General features: G+C 65.9%; 13 protein-coding genes and 2 tRNA genes. 8 read left to right on the top strand and 7 right to left on the bottom strand.

The features are described from left to right. Positions 1-88 precede the first annotated feature (88 nt). Positions 89-2,038, top strand: coding sequence for a squalene--hopene cyclase (gene shc / locus HUW10_RS15730; RefSeq protein WP_174504341.1), 1,950 nt, complete (start codon positions 89-91; stop codon positions 2,036-2,038). A gap of 87 nt (positions 2,039-2,125) precedes the next feature. Then, positions 2,126-2,208 (top strand) — tRNA-Leu (locus tag HUW10_RS15725). Positions 2,209-2,257: 49 nt separating this feature from the next. On the opposite strand, the gene prfB is transcribed toward HUW10_RS15725, so the two are convergent. Together prfB and HUW10_RS15715 are read right to left on the bottom strand one after the other, a co-directional pair. Next, positions 2,258-3,389 (bottom strand): peptide chain release factor 2 gene (prfB, locus tag HUW10_RS15720; protein WP_174504340.1). Its coding sequence is split into 2 segments (ribosomal slippage): positions 2,258-3,319 and positions 3,321-3,389, totalling 1,131 coding nucleotides; the frame shifts between segments, so codons are not numbered across the junction. 46 nt (positions 3,390-3,435) lie between these two features. Further along, the gene (locus HUW10_RS15715; protein ID WP_236656443.1) at positions 3,436-6,051 is read right to left on the bottom strand and encodes a penicillin-binding protein 1A; all 2,616 of its coding nucleotides are present in this window, start codon (positions 6,049-6,051) and stop codon (positions 3,436-3,438) included. Positions 6,052-6,221: 170 nt separating this feature from the next. Here HUW10_RS15715 and HUW10_RS15710 point away from each other — a divergent pair. Beyond that, positions 6,222-6,298, top strand: a tRNA-Pro gene (locus tag HUW10_RS15710). A 109-nt stretch (positions 6,299-6,407) separates the two neighbouring features. On the opposite strand, the gene hemW is transcribed toward HUW10_RS15710, so the two are convergent. Continuing rightward, positions 6,408-7,556, bottom strand: coding sequence for a radical SAM family heme chaperone HemW (gene hemW / locus HUW10_RS15705; RefSeq protein WP_174504339.1), 1,149 nt, complete (start codon positions 7,554-7,556; stop codon positions 6,408-6,410). A 306-nt stretch (positions 7,557-7,862) separates the two neighbouring features. Between hemW and rpsB the strand changes: the two genes are divergently transcribed. Together rpsB and tsf are read left to right on the top strand one after the other, a co-directional pair. Continuing rightward, positions 7,863-8,636 carry a 30S ribosomal protein S2 gene (gene rpsB / locus HUW10_RS15700; protein ID WP_174504338.1) on the top strand — a complete coding sequence of 258 codons (774 nt, stop codon included), beginning with the start codon at positions 7,863-7,865 and terminating at the stop codon, positions 8,634-8,636. Positions 8,637-8,709: 73 nt separating this feature from the next. Continuing rightward, positions 8,710-9,615 (top strand): translation elongation factor Ts, encoded by a 906-nt coding sequence (gene tsf, locus HUW10_RS15695; RefSeq protein WP_174504337.1) that lies wholly within the window; start codon positions 8,710-8,712, stop codon positions 9,613-9,615. A gap of 284 nt (positions 9,616-9,899) precedes the next feature. Here tsf and HUW10_RS15690 read toward each other — a convergent pair whose 3' ends face one another. The 4 genes from HUW10_RS15690 to HUW10_RS15675 all read right to left on the bottom strand — a co-directional run bounded on the left by HUW10_RS15690 (position 9,900) and on the right by HUW10_RS15675 (position 16,383). Continuing rightward, positions 9,900-11,612 (bottom strand): PAS domain-containing methyl-accepting chemotaxis protein, encoded by a 1,713-nt coding sequence (locus HUW10_RS15690; protein WP_174504336.1) that lies wholly within the window; start codon positions 11,610-11,612, stop codon positions 9,900-9,902. A gap of 265 nt (positions 11,613-11,877) precedes the next feature. Further along, positions 11,878-12,632 (bottom strand): IS5 family transposase gene (locus HUW10_RS15685; RefSeq protein WP_371808631.1). Its coding sequence is split into 2 segments (ribosomal slippage): positions 11,878-12,309 and positions 12,312-12,632, totalling 753 coding nucleotides; the frame shifts between segments, so codons are not numbered across the junction. Positions 12,633-12,712: 80 nt separating this feature from the next. Then, positions 12,713-13,464, bottom strand: a protein-coding gene (locus tag HUW10_RS15680) for an IS5 family transposase (RefSeq protein WP_174504335.1) whose coding sequence is annotated in 2 segments (ribosomal slippage) — positions 12,713-13,134 and positions 13,134-13,464 — 753 coding nt in all. Because the reading frame shifts where the segments join, the coding sequence is not laid out codon by codon here. Between the two features lie 219 nt (positions 13,465-13,683). After that, complete coding sequence (locus tag HUW10_RS15675; protein WP_174504332.1) at positions 13,684-16,383, bottom strand: hypothetical protein; 2,700 nt, start codon at positions 16,381-16,383, stop codon at positions 13,684-13,686. Positions 16,384-16,563: 180 nt separating this feature from the next. Here HUW10_RS15675 and HUW10_RS15670 point away from each other — a divergent pair, with 180 nt between their 5' ends. From HUW10_RS15670 to HUW10_RS15665, 3 genes are all read left to right on the top strand, one after another. Next, complete coding sequence (locus HUW10_RS15670; RefSeq protein WP_174504334.1) at positions 16,564-16,965, top strand: GFA family protein; 402 nt, start codon at positions 16,564-16,566, stop codon at positions 16,963-16,965. A 224-nt stretch (positions 16,966-17,189) separates the two neighbouring features. Beyond that, complete coding sequence (locus tag HUW10_RS18385; protein WP_236656442.1) at positions 17,190-18,536, top strand: hypothetical protein; 1,347 nt, start codon at positions 17,190-17,192, stop codon at positions 18,534-18,536. Beyond that, positions 18,467-19,048, top strand: a complete 582-nt coding sequence (locus tag HUW10_RS15665; protein WP_236656440.1) for a hypothetical protein — start codon at positions 18,467-18,469, stop codon at positions 19,046-19,048. Before HUW10_RS18385 ends, HUW10_RS15665 begins: the two co-directional genes overlap by 70 nt. Positions 19,049-19,079 lie beyond the last annotated feature (31 nt).

Genomic DNA, 19,079 nt, shown 5'->3' with positions numbered 1-19,079 from the left:
GTGCTCCAGCGCATCATCCGGCCAGAGGAGTCTGCCCGATCGGATGATGCTCTAGGCGCGGGGCGGCAAAATCGCCTATAGGGGGGCGATGTTCGATACGATGTCCATCGATTTCGCCTCCCTCGACGAGGCCATCGGGCGCGCGCATGAGCGGCTGTCGGCCGAGCAGCGCGCGGATGGCCACTATGTCTACGAACTCGAGGCGGACGCGACGATCCCGGCGGAATATGTCCTGCTCGAACATTTCCTCGACCGGATCGACTCCGAACTCCAAGCGCGCATCGGCGTGTTCCTGCGCGGCATCCAGGGCGATTCGCCGCAGAACCCCGGCGGCTGGCCGCTCTTCCATGACGGGGCGATGGACCTCTCGGCCAGTGTAAAGGCCTATTTCGCGCTGAAGGCGATCGGCGACGATCCCGATGCGCCGCATATGCGCCGCGCCCGCGAGGCCATCCTCGCCCGCGGCGGGGCGGCGCGCACCAATGTCTTCACCCGCATCCAGCTTGCGCTGTTCGGCGCCGTGCCCTGGCGGGCCTGCCCGGTCATGCCGGTCGAGATCATGCTGCTGCCGGACTGGTTTCCGATCACCATCTGGAAGATCAGCTACTGGTCGCGCACCGTCATCGCACCGCTGCTGGTGCTGCTCACCGAACGCCCGCTCGCGCGCAACCCGCGCAACGTGCGGATCGGCGAGCTGTTCGTCACCCCGCCGGACGAGGTGACCGACTATATCCGCGGCCCCTACCGCTCGAACTGGGGCTATCTGTTCAAGGCGATCGATACCGCGCTGCGCCCGCTGGAGCGGCACTTCCCCGCTCGCAGCCGCAAGCGCGCAATCCAGGCGGCGATCGACTTCATCACCCCGCGCCTGAACGGCGAGGACGGGCTCGGCGCCATCTACCCGGCGATGGCCAACACGGTGATGATGTATCACACGCTCGGCTACAGCCCCGACCACCCGGATTACGCGACGGCCTGGGCCTCGGTCCGCAAGCTGGTGACCGATGCGTCCTCGCGTTTCGAGGGGGCGAGCTACGTGCAGCCCTGCCTGTCGCCGATCTGGGACACCTCGCTCGCCGCCCACGCGCTGGCCGAGGCCGGCAGCGCCGGCGATGCCGGTCTTGCCGCCGCCTGCGACTGGCTGATCCCGCGCCAGATTCTCGACGTGAAGGGCGACTGGGCCTATCGCAAGCCCGACGCCCCGCCGGGCGGCTGGGCCTTCCAGTACAACAACGCCTATTACCCCGATGTGGACGATACCGCCGTGGTCGGCATGATCCTCGACCGCAATGGCGATCCCGCCCATCGCGAGGCGGTGGAACGCGCCCGGCAATGGATTCTCGGCATGCAGAGCCGCTCCGGCGGCTGGGGCGCCTTCGATTCGGACAACGAGTTCCATTATCTCAACCACATCCCTTTCGCCGATCACGGCGCCCTGCTCGACCCGCCGACGGCGGATGTCACCGCGCGCTGCATCTCCTTTCTTGCCCAACTCGGCCACGCCGAGGACCGGCCGGCGATCGCGCGCGGTGTCGCCTATCTGCGCCACGAGCAGGAGAAGGACGGCTCCTGGTTCGGCCGATGGGGCACCAACTACATCTATGGCACGTGGTCGTCGCTCTGCGCGCTGAACGCCGCCGGCGTGGCGCGGGACGACCCGATGATGGTCCGCGCCGTCGAATGGCTGCTGGCGCGCCAACGCGCCGATGGCGGCTGGGGCGAGGATTGCGAGAGCTACGCCCATGCCGCCCCTGGCGAATATCACCAGAGCCTGCCCTCGCAGACCGCCTGGGCGGTGCTCGGCTTGATGGCCGCCGGCCAGGCGGAGCACGAGGCCGTCGCCCGCGGCATCGCCTGGCTGCAATCGGTGCAGGAAGACGACGGCTCCTGGACCGAGCAGCCCTATAACGCGGTCGGGTTCCCGCGCGTGTTCTACCTGCGCTATCACGGCTACCCGCGCTTCTTCCCGCTGATGGCGCTGGCGCGCTATCGCAATCTCGCGCGCGGCAACAGCCGGCAGGTGCCGTTCGGATTCTAGAGCATCATCTGATCGGATGATGCTCTGACCTGCCCAGCGGGCGCTTGCCCGACTCAGCGCGGGCATGGCAGGAACGGATTTCCCCACGCGGATGTGGCGGAATGGTAGACGTAGCAGACTTAAAATCTGTTGCCCGTCAGGGCGTGCGGGTTCAAGTCCCGCCATCCGCATTCACTCCGGCTTCCGAGACGGCGGCAAAGCCCGCCGCCTCGGGCCGGGTCATTCGGCCTGGGCCGAGGCCTCGCTGCGCGTCGCCCCCACGCGGGAGGCGAGCGAGGCGGCCATGAAGGCGTCGAGATCGCCGTTCAGCACCGCGTCCGGATTGCCGCTTTCGAAATTGGTCCGCAGATCCTTCACGAGCTGATAGGGGGCGAGCACGTAGGAGCGGATCTGGTGGCCCCAGCCGATGTCGCGCTTCGCACTTTCGGAAGCCGCGGCAGCTTCCTCGCGCTTCTGCAACTCCATCTCGTAGAGGCGGGATTTCAGCATATCCATCGCGGTGGCGCGGTTGCGATGCTGGCTGCGGTCGTTCTGGCAGGCGACGACAATGCCGGAGGGGACGTGGGTGATGCGGATCGCACTCTCGGTCTTGTTGACGTGCTGGCCGCCGGCGCCGGAAGCGCGGAACGTGTCCACCTTCAGGTCGGCCGGGTTGATGTCGACCTCGATCGAATCGTCGACCACCGGATAGACCCAGACGCTGGCGAAGCTGGTCTGCCGCCGCGCATTGGCATCGAAGGGCGAGATCCGCACCAGGCGATGCACCCCGGCCTCGGTCTTCAGCCAGCCATAGGCGTTCATGCCGGAGATCTGGATCGTGGCGGACTTGATGCCCGCCTGCTCGCCCTCGGATTCCTCGAGCATCGTCACCTTGTAGCCATGTTGCTCGGCCCAGCGGGTATACATGCGCAGCAGCATCTCGGCCCAGTCCTGCGCCTCGGTGCCGCCGGCGCCGGCATTCACCTCGACATAGCAGTCATTGCCGTCGGCCTCGCCGGCGAGCAGGCTCTCGATCTCGCGGCGCTTGGCCTCCTCGGAAATGCGGCGCAGCGCCGCCTCGGCCTCGGCCAGCACCGACTGGTCGCCCTCCGCCTCGGCCAGTTCGGCGAGGGTGAGCGCATCCTCGGTTTCACGCTCGATCGTGTGAACCGCCTCGGTCTGGGTCGCGAGGCGATTACGCTCGCGCAGCATCGCCTGGGCGGCGTCCGCATTGTCCCAGAGCGTCGGATCCTCGGCGCGGGCGTTCAGTTCCTCAAGTTTGCGAAGGGCGGCATCCCAGTCAAAGATGCCTCCTCAGCAGGGCCACGCTTTGCGTGATCTGCTCGGCGAGCGAGTGGGTTTCGGCAGACATTTTCTGTTCTCTTCAGCTTGCGTCGGAATGATGGTCCGGGCCCCGGTCAATACAGCCCGCCCAGCGATTTGTCGACTTTGCCTGGGGCAGCCGGCGTGGCGCCGCCCGGAGTGGGGGAGAAATCGCGCGTGCCGGATGGAGCCGAGGCCGGGGTGATGGCGCCGCCGAGATCGAGCGGATCGTCGGCGACGAGCCCCGGGTTGGACTGCGCGCCCGGCACCTGGCCCTGCTTGAACGCCTCGCTGACGGTCTCGTTGCGGAAGCTCACATTCTGCAGCGATACGCCCTGCGGCGGGGTGAAGGGGATGACCGGCTGGTTCTTGAGCGCCACCTTCATATACTGGTTCCAGGCCGGGCCGCAGACATTGCCGCCGGTCTGGTTGCGCCCGAGATCCTGCGGCTTGTCGAAGCCGATCCAGCAGCCGGTGACCATCTGCGGCACGAAGCCGATGAACCAGGCATCGTTGAAATTGTTGGTCGTGCCGGTCTTGCCGGCGATCGGCCGGTTCAACCCCTTGACCGCCGGCACGCCGGTGCCGTGCTCGGTGACGTTCCGCATCATCATGATGACCTGATAGACGCTGTCGGGATCGGCGAGGCGGGCGCCGGGACGGTTGAGGACCGGCGGCTGGCCGGCCGATCCGTCCATGCAATTGGCACAGGACTGGTCGGGCGCCTGATACAGGATGTGCCCGTCCGGCGCGGTCACGCTGTCGATCAGCGTGGGCTGCACCTGCCGGCCGTATTCGTCGAGTGCGGCGTAGCCGCGCACCATGCGCCAGAGCGTGGTGTCCAGCGCGCCGATCGCCGCCGGGTAGATCAGCGGGGCGTGCTTGACCACGCCGAATTTCTCGAAATTGGCGATGACATTGGCGAGCCCCACCCGCCGCACCAGGTGCAGAGTCGCGAGGTTGAGGGATTCCTGGAGCGCGTAGAACACCGGCACCGGCCCCAGGAAATCGTTCTCGTAATTGCCCGGCCGGTAGATCTGTCCGTCCGCGAGGCGCTGGACGAAGGGTGCGTCGAGGATCGTCGAATCCGGCTGCACGCCCGCCTGCATCGCCGTCAGATAGTCGAACGGCTTGACGCTCGAGCCGGGCTGGCGGTGCGCCTGGATCGCCCGGTTGTAGGGGCTGAGCCGGTTGCTCCAGCCGCCGACCATGGCGAGCACGCGGCCGGATTGCGGATCGAGGCTCAGCATCGCCCCTTCCACCTTCGGAATCTGTTCGAGGGAGACGGTTCCGCCCTTGTCGGGCTTCGGCGCGATCATAACCACGTCGCCGGGCTTGAGCATCTGCGCGATGTCGTGCAGCAGCGGTCCCGGATGGTCATGGACCATCGGCCGGCCCCACTGGATCGCGGCAAGGGTCAGCGTGCCGGTATGCGGGTCCGCCGTCCCGCCGCTGCCGAGCCAGCCGATCTTCGCGCGCAGGCGGGTCTCGCTGATGACGACGCCGAGCCGCCAGTGGCCGATCAGCCCCTTCGGCGACGGCTGCCGCGACAGCGCTTGCGCCCAGTCGGAGGCGACGGCGTCGGGGTCGATCTGCGCGACCGGGCCGCGATAGACGCCGAACTGATGATCGTAGGAGACCAGCCGGTCGCGCATCGCGCGGGTTGCCGCCGCCTGCAAAGTTGGATTGAGGCTGGTGCGAACGATCAGCCCGCCTTCCATCGCCATCTTGCGGCCGAACATGCTGACGAGCTGGGCATCGACCGCGTCGACGAAATATCCAGCCCCCGGAATCGCCGCAGGACCGGACGCGGCTCTCGGGATCAGGGGGGCGGCCAGTGCCTCGCGCGCCTGGGCCGCGGTGATGAACCCGTCCGCCTGCATCTGCCCGATCACCCAGTTGCGCCGGTCGCGGGCGCGCTGCGGATGCAGGAAGGGATTGTAATTGGTCGGCGCCTTCGGCAGGCCGCCGAGCATCGCCGCTTCGGCAACGCTGAGCTGCGACACCGGCTTGTCGAAATAGGCCTGCGCCGCGGCGGCGACGCCCCAGCTGTCCTGGCCCAGGAATATCTCGTTCAGATAGAGCGTGAGGATCTGCTTCTTGCTCATCGCCCGGTTGACGCGGACGGCGAGGATCGCCTCCTTGATCTTGCGGGTGAAGTCGATCCGGTTGTCGAGCAGCATGTTCTTGACCACCTGCATCGTGATGGTCGAGGCGCCGAGCGGGCGCTCATGGCTGCCGAGGCGCGCCATGTCGACCACCCCGGCGCGGACGATGGCGAGCGGGTCGATTCCCGGCTCGGTCCAGAAATTCTTGTCCTCGGCGGCGATGAACGCCTCCGCGACCAGCGGGGGGATGCGGTCATACGGCACGTAGATGCGGTGCTGGGTGCCGAGCGCGCCGATCAGGCGGAAATTGCCGGCATAGATCCGGGTTTCGAGCGGCGGCTCGTAATGGCGAAGCCGGTCGACGCCGGGAAGGCCGTTGCTGAAATAAAGGAACAGCCCGCCGCCGACGACCGCGCCGCCGACCACGCCGAGCAGGGTGAGGCGGTAGAGCCAACGCACGATCAGCCCGCCGGCAAATCCGGCAAGCCCGGGGCGCTTCTTCTTCGGCGCGCCGCGCGTGGCCGCCTTGGGTGGCGTCTCGCGGCCGCGGCGCCGGGATTCGGATTTCGATAGCCGCTCGCCGGCTTTCAGAGGTCGGGACATGGCGGCTCCATAGCACCCAATGGGCCGGATCGCGAATAATCAGGACGCCACACCGCCGTTAAATCTCGTCAACGCGGCGTTCGTGTTTCGGCAGTGCGGCGAGATGCGCTTCAGAAACACGCCAGCCTCGCCTTGCCTATCCCCTCACCCTTGGCTATAGGGCGCCTCAGCGGAGTGTAGCTCAGCCTGGTAGAGCACTGTGTTCGGGACGCAGGGGCCGGAGGTTCGAATCCTCTCACTCCGACCAGTCGCCGATATGGCGACATTTTGACCGGCTCGCGAGGGATCGCGGGAAACTGGTCACGCTATTTCCCGATGAGCCCTCGAAAATGTGATTGGTTTGATACGCCGTGCGGTCAGCCCAGCACGGCGGCCAGCAGCGAATCGAGCCGCTTGCGCCCCTCATAGGTCGCCGTGACCCGCGCCGCCGTGATGTCGAGATAGCCGGCCTCGATCGCCCGCGCCGTCATGTCGGGGTCGAGCAGGCCGAGGAGATCGCGGCCGGTTCGCGCGGCATAGGCGGCGCGGTCGATTCCCTCGGCGAGCCGCAGCCCCATCAGCAGCGCCTCACGGGCGCGTTCATCGGCGCCGATCTCGACCTCCTCGGTGCTGCCATGCCCCGATGCCTCGACCCGCGCCGCCCATTCTTCGGGTGCGCGGTGACGCCGGGTCGCGAGCAGCGTCTCGCCCAGGCTGATCCGGCCATGCGCGCCAGCGCCGATGCCGGCATAGTCGCGGTAGCGCCAGTAGGCGAGATTGTGGCGGGATTCCTCGCCCGGCTTCGCGTAGTTGGAAATCTCGTAGGGGACGAGGCCGAATCGCGCCGCCTCCTCGGCAGTGGCGTCGTAGAGCGCGGCGGCGTCATCATCCTCGGGGAGCGCGAAATCGCCGCGCGCATGGGCGGTGGCGAAGCGGGTGCCGGGCTCGATGGTGAGCTGGTAGAGCGAGAGGTGATCGAGCCCGACGTCGAGGGCGGCGCCGAGTTCGGCGCGCCAGCCGGCGAGCGTCTGGCCCGGCCGGGCATAGATCAGGTCGAAGGACAGGCGCGGGAAGATGGCGCGGCCGAGTTCGACCGCTTCCAGCGCCTCGGCCGCGCCATGCTCGCGGCCGAGAAAGCGGAGCGCGTCATCGTTGAGGCTTTGCACGCCGATCGAGACGCGGTTCACCCCGGCCTCGCGATAGGCGCGGAAGCGGCCGGCCTCGATGCTGGTGGGGTTGGCCTCAAGGGTGATTTCGAGATCGGGCGCCGGGGCGAACAGGGACGTCGCCCGTCCGATCAAGGCGGCGACGCTGTCGGGCGCCATCAGGCTCGGCGTACCGCCGCCGAAAAAGATCGAGGTCAGGCGGCGCGGGCCGAGACGGGCGGCCTCGTACTCCAGCTCGGCGAGGAGTGCGGCTGCGATCCGCTGCTCGGGAATCCGTTCGCGAACATGGGAGTTGAAATCGCAATAGGGGCATTTGGCCTTGCAGAAGGGCCAATGGATATAGAGGGCGAGCGGGGTCATGGCATGTGGTCTAGAGCATCATTCGATCGGATGGAAACCTCTGATCGGGTAAAGATGCTCTGATAATCAACAAGATAGAGCACGACATCCGATCCGGATGGATCGGGGCGTGATCTGCCATGTCTTGCGCGGAAGGGAGATCTGGGCCATACGGCGGGTGTCGGCACGCTTTCGGGCGAGGATGCCGATAATTCGCACACGAAGCGCCTTATCCAGCGCGCTGGTTCCGGTGCCGCAAGGCTCGGCTTCGTGGAGGTTTAACCGGATGGCCGCCGCCCCGGCGGCCCCAGACAAGGATACCAGATCATGGCGATGCCAGACGTCTCCCTGCGTCAGCTCCTCGAAGCCGGCGTGCATTTCGGCCATAACACCCGCCGCTGGAACCCGCGCATGTCGCCGTACCTGTTCGGCGTGCGCAACCAGGTTCACATCATCGACCTGCAGCAGACCGTGCCGATGCTCGAGCGCGCGCTGCGCGAGATCCGCAACGTCACCGCCGGCGGCGGACGGGTGCTGTTCGTCGGCACCAAGCGGGCGGCGGCCGAGCATGTGGCCGATGCGGCGAAGCGCTGCGGCCAGTATTACGTGAACCATCGCTGGCTCGGCGGCATGCTGACCAACTGGAAGACCATCACCAATTCGATCCGCAAGCTGCGGCAGATGGAAGAGACCCTGGCGGGCGAAGGCCAGGGCCTGACCAAGAAGGAAATGCTGAACCTGACGCGCGAGCGCGAGAAGCTCGACCGCGCGCTCGGCGGCATCAAGGAAATGGGCGGCCTGCCGGACATCCTGTTCATCATCGACACGAACAAGGAGAAGCTCGCGGTCGAGGAAGCCAACAAGCTCGGCATTCCGGTCGTCGCGGTGCTCGACTCGAACTCGAACCCCGAGGGCGTCACCTATCCGATCCCCGGCAATGACGACGCGATCCGCGCCATCACGATGTATTGCGACCTGGTCGCGAACGCGGTGCTCGACGGGATCAGCGCCGAGATGGCCGCTTCGGGTGCCGATATCGGCGCGCTCGAGGAGCTGCCGGCCGAGGCGGTGGCGGACGAGGACGCCGAGGCGCAGGCCTGAGCCCCACGCGGGACGAATTCCGGGCCTGTCGTGAGGCGGGCCCGGCACTATTCATTTTCTGAGGAGAACTCCCATGGCCGAAATCACCGGCGCGATGGTCAAGGATCTGCGTGAAAAGACCGGCGCGGGCATGATGGACTGCAAGAAGGCGCTGACCGAGAGCGGCGGCGACATGGAAGCCGCGATCGACTGGCTGCGCAAGAAGGGTCTTGCCGCGGCGGCCAAGAAGTCCGGGCGGACCGCAGCGGAAGGCCTGGTCGGCGTTGCGCATGAGGGCAACAGGGCGGCGATGGTCGAGGTGAATGCCGAGACCGACTTCGTGGCCCGCAACGAGGCGTTCCAGAACTTCGTCGAGACCACAGCGAAGCTGGCGCTCACCGTGGGCGAGGATGTCGAGGCGCTGAAGGCGGCCCCGTATCCGGGCACGTCGCACAGCGTCGCGGACGAGCTGGTCAGCCTGGTCGCGACCGTCGGTGAGAACATGTCGATCCGCCGGGTTGCGGTGGCCGAGGTGAAGGACGGTGTCACGGCCTCCTACGTGCATGGCGCGCTGAAGCCGGGCCTCGGCAAGATCGGCGTGCTTGTCGCGCTCGAGGGCAAGGCCAGCGAGGCGCTGGCGACGCTGGGCCGGCAGATCGGCATGCATGTCGCAGCGACAAGGCCGGACGCGCTGAGCATCGCCGATGTCGATCCGGCGGCGCTGGAGCGGGAAAAGGCGGTTCTGGCCGACCAGGCGCGCGCCTCCGGCAAGCCGGAAGCGATCATCGAGAAGATGGTCGAGGGCCGGGTGAAGAAGTTCTACGAGGATGTGGTTCTGCTCGAGCAGACCTGGGTGCACGATGGCGAAAGCAAGGTGCACAAGATCGTCCAGGGCGCGGGGGCAACGCTGACCCGGTTCGTTCGGTTCACCCTGGGCGAGGGAATCGAGAAGGACACCACAGACTTTGCCGCGGAGGTCGCGGCCGCGGCGGGGGTCTGACCCCGCGCTGCGATAAGCCGCGCGCCACTGCGCGGCTTCAGGCTGAATCTGGAGATGGCGGCGCAGCATTTGCGCCGCCGTTTTCGTTTTCCACCGCCAGAGGCGGGGCGTCTGGCGGACGCGGCCGATGGCGCGCCAGCTTCACCGTCGGGACCGAGAGACTCCGGGCATCATCCGGTTCGGCAGGATTGGCAAGGCTCGAACGCCCCGAACCTGAAATCCCCCGCGCAACTCAGGGGAAGAATCACAGAGCAATTTCCGATCCTTCCGGATCGGATGATGCTCTACACCAGCTCGGGCAGCCTCCGCGGGGCGGCTGACGCGGCACCGACCGGGGCGGAAGCTGCGCCGGCAAGGGTGCGGAACCCGGCGACGCGCCGGGCGAGACGGCCGATCTCCTCGCGCAGGGAGTGGGTGGCGGCCGAGGTCTGCTCGACCATCGCGGCGTTCTGCTGCACGGCGACGCTGACCTGGCCGGTGGCGGCGTTCAGCTTGGCGAGGCTGCCGGCTTGCTCGGCGGCGGCGGTGGCCATTTCGTCCACCAGGCCATGCAGGTCGGTGACGTGGCGGAGAATGGTGTCGAGCGCGGTTCCGGTTTCGCCGACGAGGCGCACGCCGGCGCCGACCTGTTCGGAGGAGCGGGCGATGAGCTGCTTGATCGATTTCGCGGCACCGGCCGAGCGGTGGGCGAGCGCGCGGACCTCGGTGGCGACGACGGCGAAGCCGCGCCCGGCCTCGCCGGCGCGGGCGGCCTCGACCCCCGCGTTCAGCGCGAGCAAATTGGTCTGGAACGCCACCTCGTCGATCAGGCCGATGATCTGGTCGATCTCGCGCGAGGAGGCCTCGATCCGGTTCATCGCCGCCACCGCCTCACCCACCACGGCGTGGGATTTGCGGGCGGCATCGCTGGTGGCGTCGACCGCCTTGGCGGCGCGGGAGGCGTTGGCGGCGGTCTTGCCGAGACCGATGGTCACGCTGTCGAGCAGGGTGCTGACCTGTTCGAGAGAGGCGGCCTGACGCTCGGTGCGGCCGGAGAGATCGCCCGCGGCCTCGGCGATTTCGGTGACGCCGAGGTTGATTTCGTCCGTGCTCTGGCGGACGCCGGCGATGCTCGCGGACAGGCGGTTCGCGGCGGCGTTGAAATCGACGCGCAGCCGGTCGAGCGAGGGCATCAGCTCGCGGCCAATTCCGGCAGTGAGATCACCGTCGGACAAGCGCTCCAGCGCGTCGCCGACCAGCTCGACCTCGCGCATGCGGGTGGTGAGATCGACCGCGAACTTGACCACCTGGGTCACCTTGCCATCGGCGTTGTAGACAGGGTTGTAGGTGGCCTGGAGCCAGACGGGACGCCCGCCCTTGCCGATGCGCTCGAACTCGGCAGAGAAGAACTCGCCCTTGCGCAGCCGCTCCCAGAAGGCGGCGTAGGCGGGGCTCGCGGCATAGGCCTGGGTGGCGAACATGGCATGGCGGTGGCCAATGACCTCGTCGCGCGCGTAGCCCATCGTGTCGAGGAAATTGGCGTTCACATCGAGGATCGTGCCGTCGAGGTTGAAGGTGATGACGGCCTGCGAGCGGCCGATCGCGTTGAGGAGCCCCTCATTCGCGGCGGCATTCGTGGTTTCGGCAGTCAGATCGAGGGCGGCGGCCGAGATCCGCACGACGCGACCGGCACGGTTGCGCACCGGAGAGTAGACGGCGCGGAGCCAGAGATCGTTTCCGCCCTTGCCGATGCGGCGGAACACGCCGGAGCGGGACGTGCCGGCGGCAAGGCCGCGCCAGAATTCGGCATAGGCGGCTCTGTCACGCTCGGCAGGGGCAACGAGGATGCGGTGATGGCGGCCGGCAAGATCGGAGAGGCTATAACCGGCAAGACCGAGAAACCGCTCGTTCGCGTCGAGGATCGTGCCGTCGGGCGTGAAGCTGACGAGACCAAAGGATTCGCCGAGAACGTTTATATTTCGATATTTTTCTATAAATTTACGAAAACTAAAACCCATGACCCGGCGCAATCCCTGCTTGAAATTGCTTTTTGGAATATTTCAGAATCATGCAGATTTGATTAACGACACCAGCACAAAGACCGGCGTTTTTGTCGGGGCCGGACCCAGGAAAGTGCGGGGATCACCGGATTCGATTTCAGTTTTATTAGAGCATCATCCGATCAGATGGAATCATCTGATCTGATAAAGATGCTCTAATTATCAACAAGATAGAGCACGACATCCGATCCGGATGGATCGGATGATGCTCTAGGCTCTGGACTCAACTGATCCATGATGTGACGGCGAGGACGAGGCAAATACCAGCGAGGAAATTTCGTGCGGTTTTGTCATATCGTGTGGCGATGGCGCGCCAGTCCTTGAGCCTGCAGAAGGCGCGTTCGATGAGATTGCGCTTTCTGTAGGCGACGGGGTCGAAGTGCGGAATGGCGCGGCGGTTGGGCATGGGCGAGATCACCGGCCTGGTGCCTTGGCGGGTGAGGAAGGCGCGAAGATCATCAGCGTCGTAGGCTTTGTCGGCGATCAGCTCTTCTGGTGGCGGTATTGTGGGCAGAAGCGCCCTCGCGCCGCTGATGTCGGAGGCCTGTCCTGGCGTCAGGAGGAGTGCGGCGATGCGTCCCTGCTCATCTGCGACGGCGTGGATCTTGGTCGTCCGTCCACCCCTCGACCGGCCGATGGCCTGGCTTTGCGCCCCCCTTTACCGCCCGCGGCCGCGCGATGTGCCCGAACCGAGGTGCTGTCCACCATGGCGATGCGCGGCGGATCCGCGCAGGCGACAAGCGCCGCGAAGATCTCCTGCCAGAGGCCACGCTGGCTCCAGCGGTTGAACCGGTTGAACACAGTGGTTCGTGGCCCATAGGCCTCAGGAAGCGCTCGCCATCGCAAGCCCTCGCGAAAGCGATGCAGGATGCCGCTCAGCACCCGGCGGTCATCAACCCGAGGCTTGCCGCCAAGCTTCGGCAGCAATGGTTCGATCGCAGCCCATTGCGTGTCGTTCAGCCAGAAAAGTTCCGCCATGTTCCAAGTCCTCCAAACAGACTTGAATCAGACGCCCCGTAGTCATGGCAATAGGTACAGAACCTAGGGTTTGTGGGGATTCATCGTGAGTTGATGACGGCTGCGGCGAGGTAGATCATTGCCTGGAAGCTCTGGTCTGTTTTGCAGGCGCGCAGGGCGATGCGTTTGAACTCTTTGAGCTTGCAGAAGAAATTCTCGACCAGATGACGCCATTTGTAGATTTCGCGGTCGATTTTCAGCTTCAGTGCCCGGGCCGGATGCTGGGAAATGACGACCCGGGCGCCTCTTTCGTTGAGTTCTGCGACCAGAGCGTTGCTGTCGAATGCCTTGTCTGCGATCAATCCACCGAATTCGACGTTGTCGATCAGTGGCGGGACCTCGATGCCGTCATGGCGATTGCCCGGCATGAGACGAAAGCGCACAAGGTTGCCCAGGGCATCCGTCAGCGCCAGGATTTTGGTTGTCATGCCACCTTTGGAACAGCCTATGGCCTGGCTTTGAGTCCCCCTTTTGCGCCCTGGCCGTGACGGTGGACCTTGACGATCGTGGCGTCGACCATGGCGTATTCCATATCGGGTTCATCAGATACCGCGTCGAAAATCCGTTTGAAAACATCAGCGCGGCGCCAGTCGTTGAACCGGCGGTAGGCCGTGCTCCAGTTGCCAAACATCGAAGGCAGATCACGCCACGGACTGCCAGTGCGGACAATCCAAAGTACCGCTTCCAGAAACAGCCGATTGTCCCGCCCGCTGCGGCCAGGGTCACTCGTCTTGTCAAGACAATGCGGTTCCATCCTCGCCCATTGGGCGTCCGTCAGTACAAATCGTTCCATTCACAGCTTGAATCACAGCAACACCCAAATGGGAATCCCAAATCCCCACAAACTCTAGGGCACTTTCCGATCCGATTGGATCGGATGCCGTGCTCTGCCATACTGATAAACAGAGCATCATCCGATCAGATGACGCTCTATATCTTCTGTCGAATATTTCTTTTAAAAATTGAAATTAACTAAGTGTCAGCGAATCCGGTGGCGGGAGGGCGGGTTGGCTCAGCGCCCTGCGTTACGCCGTGCTCCTGCGCCGATGCCGCGCGCCGCCTCGGCCAGGAGCGCGAGGAGGCCGAGAGACGCGGCGATCCAGGCATAGCGGCTGTAGCGCGGCGCGAAGGTGAAGCGCAGACGGTTAATCCCCTTGTGCAGGGGGACGGACTGGAAGACCTCGCCGGTGCGGGTGAGCGGAACAGGTGTCGCATTGTCGGTCGCGCGCCAGCCGGCGGCGTAGAGTTCGCGGCGGGTCAGGCGCGCGGGCGCCGCACAGGTGGCAATCACGTGATCGGTGCCGGGCGATGCGAGGGAACAGGCCGGGTCGGTCGTGTAGAACGGCGCGGCGTTGGTCAGGCGCCAGATGCTGAGCTGATTGTCCGACCAGGCACGGACCAGGTATGGCGGCGGGGGAGCGCTGAACACGAGGCGCGGGGTGTGGAAGGGGACCGGCTTGCCGTCGGGCAGGGTGATCGCGACGGCGGTGGGACTGCTGGTGATGTAGGCCCAGACGGCATCGGGATTGGTGCCGCCGCGATGGGCGAAGGTGATGGTGAAGGCCTCGCCCTGATGCAGATGGACCGGATGGTTCAGCTTGACCGTGAAGGGCCCGTTGTCCGGCGAGCCGCGCATCGGCGCGCGGCCGGACGCGCAGGCGGCGCCGGGTGCGCCAGGCGCGCCGGGGCAGATCGTGATGATCCCTGTGCCGTTGGCAGCGTTGCCGTAGGTGCCGTGGAGGATGCCGATCCGGGTAAACGCGGGGAGCTTGGCGAGCGCGGCGGACGCGGTGCCGCGGAAGGTGACCGCATGGCCGGGCGCGAGGGGAATGGCCATGGCATTGGCGCTGATCGGCGGGAAGGCGACGGTGGGCGCGGGTGTGAAGGATGCGGGGGCAATCAGGTAGCGGATGGCAAGCGCGGCATAGGCCGGCTCGCGGCGCAGGAATTCAGCACGCGCGATATCGGGCGTGAGGGGGACAAAGGGCACCTGGAAGAGTGGCGGCGGCCGGTGGGTCCAGAACTCCGGGACGAGATGGTCGTGGATGTAGCGGGCGAAGGAGAGATCGGCCGGGAAGTAGTCGTAGGTGATGTCGGGATAGCCGAAATAGGCGGAGTAATTGGCGAAGATCGGGCCGATCGAATAGGCGCGGGCGGGGGTGAGATGGGTGCGGAGATAGGATATCGCCGCGGTATCGAGCGTGCCGGCGCGGTGATTGCCGAGCCGGGGGACGAGGAACAGGGCGATGGCGTTGGTGGCGAGAAGGGCGGCGAAGGCGAGGCGCCGGGCCTCGCCGCGCAGGGCGTAGAGCGCGAGGGCGGCGAGCAGCAGGCCGGCGGCGCCGGCGGCGAGGGCGGCGCGATACCAGGCAAGCTGGATCGTGGCGACGGCGCCGGCGAGGTGCCATGGCAGCAGGGACGGCGCCGCCAGCACGCCGGAGAGCACCAGAAGGATGAAGACCACCAACAGCGGCAGGGCGCGCGGCAATGACGCAAAGCGGGCCGCGTCAAGCCCGCTTGCGGCGAGGGTCGCGATCGGCAACAGCCAGATGGGGGTCGCGTAGCGCCAGAAATAGACCTTGATCAGGCCGGGGATGAGGAGGCTGACGGCGATGATCGGGGGGAAGCCGAACAGGCGGCCGAGACAGAGCAGCGTCCAGCCGCCAAGGAACCAGGCAAGGCCGCGATCGCGCGCCGCGATCAGCCCGAACAGGGCGGCGAGGATGGGCAGCAGGCCAATGAAATGTCCGGTCGAACCCGCGATGTCGTAGAGGGGTTTGCTGCCGATCAAGTCGTTCAGCGGGCCGAAGACATAGGGCACGAGGATGCCGGCGATACCCCGCACGGGGATGACTTGCAGGCCGAAATTATGGCCGCCGAGTTGGCCGCTGGCGAGCAGGGCATCGGCGAAGGCGACGAGTTGCGGCGCCGCGATGGCGAGGCCGCAGAATCCGCCGGCGGCGATGCGCAGGGCAAAGCACACCCGGCGCGGGGCGCGGACGAGGCGGAAGGCGGCCCAGGCGAGGGCGAACAGGCCGTTGACATAGGCAGCCTCGGGGAAGCCGGCCAGGATCGAGAAGGCGATGCCGAGCGCGAGGAGAATGACGGCGCGGTGGGGGTGTGCCTCGTCGCGCGCATCCTCGATGCCGTGCAGGAGGATGGGCAGGAAGGGCATCGCGCAGAGTTCGCCGATATGTGGCGGAAAGGCAAAGACAGAGTTGAAGGCGAAGAGCAGCGCGCCGGCGAGGGCGGCGAGGCGGCCGAGGGACAGCCGGCGGAACAGGGCGTAGGTCGCGAGGCCGACCATGGCCTGCATCAGGGTTTGCAGCCAGACGACGCCGGCCGGCAGGGCAAGGAGCAGCACGAAGGGCAGAAAGAAGGCCTCCGGCTGGATTTCGCCGGCGAGCGGCAGGCCGATGCCGTTATCGGGGTTCCACCAGGGCAGGCGCAGGTGCAGCCAGTCTTCCGCAGCGAGATGGCCGAGGGCCTGACTGGTCCAGCCGATATTGGGATCGCCGATCGACTGGCCGTGGATCAGGCCGGGGAGGCTGCCGGTCGCGGCACCGGAGTTCGTCCAGATCGGGTTCAGGCTGAGGCCGAACAGCCAGTCTGGCAGCAGGCCCAGCAGCGGGGCCAAAGCGAGGATGAGCAGCGGGACGAGAGGATGGCGGTCGAGCCATTCGGCGGGCACGCAGGATGACGTTCCGGTCATGCGCGCGGCAGTTAAAGTAACTTTTTGGTATTGGCAATCGACAGCCGCTACGCGTGGCAGCGCGCGGGACCAGGCGAGATGGCGCCCTGCCCTGCCTTGGGTCTGGTGGGGGCGATTTTGATTTTTGTAGGGCGGCTGGCGGGATAGGGTTGCGAGACGGCGGGGCCGGATGGTGGGTTGATGGCGGCGATGGAGATTGCGGGCGGGTGCCATTGCGGGGCGGTGCGGTATGTGATCGGCGGGCGGCCCCGGCGGCATTCGCTGTGTTTCTGCGCCGATTGCCGGCGCTGCGCGGCGGCGCCGGTGGTGGGCTGGGCGGTGGTGGACGAGGGGATGCTCCGGGTCAGCGGCGAGGTTTCGGTCTATCGCTCCTCCGGCGACGTGGAGCGCTCGTTCTGCCCGAGATGCGGCCCAGGATTGTTCTACCGGAGCAAAAAACTGTTTCCGGGGAGCGTGGACGTGCAGACGGGCACGTTCGACGACCCCGAGATTCTGCCCCCGACCGAGGCGATCCAGATGGCGGAAACGCCGTCATGGATGGCGGGGTTTCCGGAGTTGCCGAAGCATTGGCGGTGGCCGTAAACGGTGATCCCGAAGCCTCCTAACGCCGATTGATCCCTGCTGGCCGGCTGCCCGACGATGGATGCGGGTCCGGAGCGTGCGACGGCGCGAGGTGCGGTGCCGGTCCCGAGGGCTAAGCGGGCGACCATACGGCGCGGGCACGGTGGCGCGATTCTGCTTCGGGGCTTTATTTCGATTTCGTTCGGGTGTGATAGTTGGAACCGGGTGTTAACGGGTGGGCCAAGATGACGGATGCTCAGGGCTCGAAGCGGCCAAAAGGACGCACGCTGGCGGAGTTTGGGAAACTCAGCACGGCGGAGCGAAAATTGCTGGATTGCGCGGCGGCGGGAGGGGGCGCGGTTTTCGGTAAAGAGCGGCCGGAGAGCGCCATCGACGCCAAGACGTTGCGGGGCACGTTCATCCGCTTTCTGGCACTAGGCGGTGACGAAGACGCCCCCGTGCATGAGACGGGTGTGCAGCTTCAGGGCGCATGGATCGAAGGGGCATTCGATCTGGAAGGGGTGGAGACCAAGGGCGGGCTCCTTATGGTGGGATCCGCATTTGAGGCCGCGCCGGTTTTCCGTGATTCGCGGATCAGAGGTTCGCTCAATTTGGCCGGCAGCAAGATGCCGGGTTTGCAAGGCGATCGCCTGACCTGCGACGGCTCACTGTTTTTGAGGGGCGGGTTCGTCGCGACTGGCGAGGTGCGGCTGCTCGGAGCCAAAATCGGGAGCGATCTCGTATGCGCCGGCGGCACGTTCCAAAATGAGGGTCATGATGCCCTCAGCGCCGATAGGGTCGATGTCGGTGGTACCGTGTTCCTCAACGATAAGTTCACGGCGACCGGCAAGGTGCGGCTACCCGGGGCCAAAATCGGGAGCAATCTCGTATGCGCCGGCGGCACGTTCCAAAATGAGGGTCATGATGCCCTCAGCGCCGATGGGGTCGATGTCGGTGGTAACGTGTTCCTCAACGATAAGTTCACGGCGACTGGCGAGGTGCGGCTGCTCGGGGCCAAAATCGGGAGCGATCTCGTATGCGCCGGCGGCACGTTCCAAAATGAGGGTCATGATGCCCTCAGCGCCGATGGGGTCGATGTCGGTGGTAACGTGATCCTCAACGATAAGTTCACGGCGACCGGCAAGGTGCGGCTGCTCGGGGCGAAAATCGAGGGAGATCTCGTTTGCCGCGGAGGAAAATTTCGAGGCAAGCAAAAAGCCATTGATATGCAGCAGGCCCATATCCGCGGTACATTGATGATCGACGGTGTCACGATCGAAGCAGGTATCCTCGATCTGAACAGCGCGACGGCTTCCCGACTCGTTGACGATTCCAAAACATGGGCAAAAGGCGTCGTGCTCGACGGCTTCGTTTACGGCGCATTCGGAGGGACGGGCCGACTGACGCGAAGATGCGGATCGACTGGCTGGACCAGCAGCCGGGCGCGCATAGCGGCAAGGATGGCAATGGATCGACATTCCGGCCGCAGCCCTGGCAGCAGCTCCGCAAGGTGCTGCGGGAGATGGGGCATTACGAGGCCGCCCGGGAGGTCGGGATTGCATTCGAGCGGCGCAAGCGGGAGTGCGGGCTGATCGGGCAGATGCCCGAGATTTCGGTGGGTCAGGCGCTGCGTGCGGTCGGCGGTTCGGTTTATGGGAAGACGGCGCGGCTGCTGCATATCGGGTATGGCGCGCTGGTCGGGTATGGATACCGGCCGCTCAGGCTGCTGATGATTGCCACAGTTGTCTGGCTTGTCTTTGGTGGTGGCTATTTCGCCGCGGCGCGATGGGATGGCGCGTTCGTGCCGTCCACACAGGCATTGTTTTCACGGTATGGCGGAATGTGCGGGTTGCCGGCGCATGTTCGGTGGACGGATTGCAAGGCAATAAGGCTTGAGTATCCGCAGTTCTATCCGCTGGCCTATTCGCTGAACGTGCTTCTGCCGGTGGGCAATCTCGGGCAGGAGGCGACGTGGCGACCGGAGACCGGGACTTGGGGCGGGCGGATTGCACAGTTCGCGGTGTGGTTCGAGACGCTGTTCGGCTGGATGACCGGTCTGATTCTCGTGGCCGTCGTGTCAGGGCTGGCCAAGCGCGACGAGTAATCCAAAAGTCAAAAGAGCAAAAGTTTTTGCT

This window comes from Acidiphilium sp. C61 (genome assembly GCF_905116885.1).
Classification (GTDB): domain Bacteria; phylum Pseudomonadota; class Alphaproteobacteria; order Acetobacterales; family Acetobacteraceae; genus Acidiphilium.
This window is presented reverse-complemented; position numbering and strand designations above follow the sequence as displayed.

Coding starts and splice junctions, on each gene's coding strand:
- shc (WP_174504341.1), top strand. CDS start 89: ATGTTCGATACGATGTCCATCGATTTCGCCTCCCTCGACGAGGCCATC.
- HUW10_RS15715 (WP_236656443.1), bottom strand. CDS start 6,051: ATGTCCCGACCTCTGAAAGCCGGCGAGCGGCTATCGAAATCCGAATCC.
- hemW (WP_174504339.1), bottom strand. CDS start 7,556: ATGACCCCGCTCGCCCTCTATATCCATTGGCCCTTCTGCAAGGCCAAA.
- rpsB (WP_174504338.1), top strand. CDS start 7,863: ATGGCGATGCCAGACGTCTCCCTGCGTCAGCTCCTCGAAGCCGGCGTG.
- tsf (WP_174504337.1), top strand. CDS start 8,710: ATGGCCGAAATCACCGGCGCGATGGTCAAGGATCTGCGTGAAAAGACC.
- HUW10_RS15690 (WP_174504336.1), bottom strand. CDS start 11,612: ATGGGTTTTAGTTTTCGTAAATTTATAGAAAAATATCGAAATATAAAC.
- HUW10_RS15675 (WP_174504332.1), bottom strand. CDS start 16,383: ATGACCGGAACGTCATCCTGCGTGCCCGCCGAATGGCTCGACCGCCAT.
- HUW10_RS15670 (WP_174504334.1), top strand. CDS start 16,564: ATGGCGGCGATGGAGATTGCGGGCGGGTGCCATTGCGGGGCGGTGCGG.
- HUW10_RS18385 (WP_236656442.1), top strand. CDS start 17,190: ATGACGGATGCTCAGGGCTCGAAGCGGCCAAAAGGACGCACGCTGGCG.
- HUW10_RS15665 (WP_236656440.1), top strand. CDS start 18,467: ATGGGGCATTACGAGGCCGCCCGGGAGGTCGGGATTGCATTCGAGCGG.